We start from the raw sequence: 249 nt of genomic DNA, 5'->3' as shown, positions 1-249 counted from the left end.
GTCGCTGTGCCGGCGGCCGCGCAGTAGCTCGCCGGTGAGTCGGTCCACCTCTGCCAGTCGGGGCATGCCGGCGCGGGTGAGGACCGCACCGATGGTGGAGGCGGCGAGACCCAGGATCGCGGCTAGCCGTACTGGTCCGGCGTGGTGGGCGCGGCGGGCGGCCACGATCGCCGCGGTCGCTTCCACCGTGGTTCGGCGGGGCATCCGGTGCGGCCGGGAGGAGCGGTCGGCCAGCCCGGCAAGGCCCTC

The 249-nt window shown here is 76.3% G+C and carries 1 pseudogene; it reads right to left on the bottom strand.

Annotated features, from left to right (window positions below):
- Positions 1 to 249: pseudogene (locus RM425_RS21580) on the bottom strand (leucine zipper domain-containing protein); the annotation flags it as partial.

The sequence above is a fragment of the Blastococcus goldschmidtiae genome (assembly GCF_031845325.1).
GTDB lineage: Bacteria > Actinomycetota > Actinomycetes > Mycobacteriales > Geodermatophilaceae > Blastococcus > Blastococcus goldschmidtiae.
Note: the sequence above shows the minus strand (reverse complement) of the source record. Positions and strands in the feature narration are given on the sequence as shown.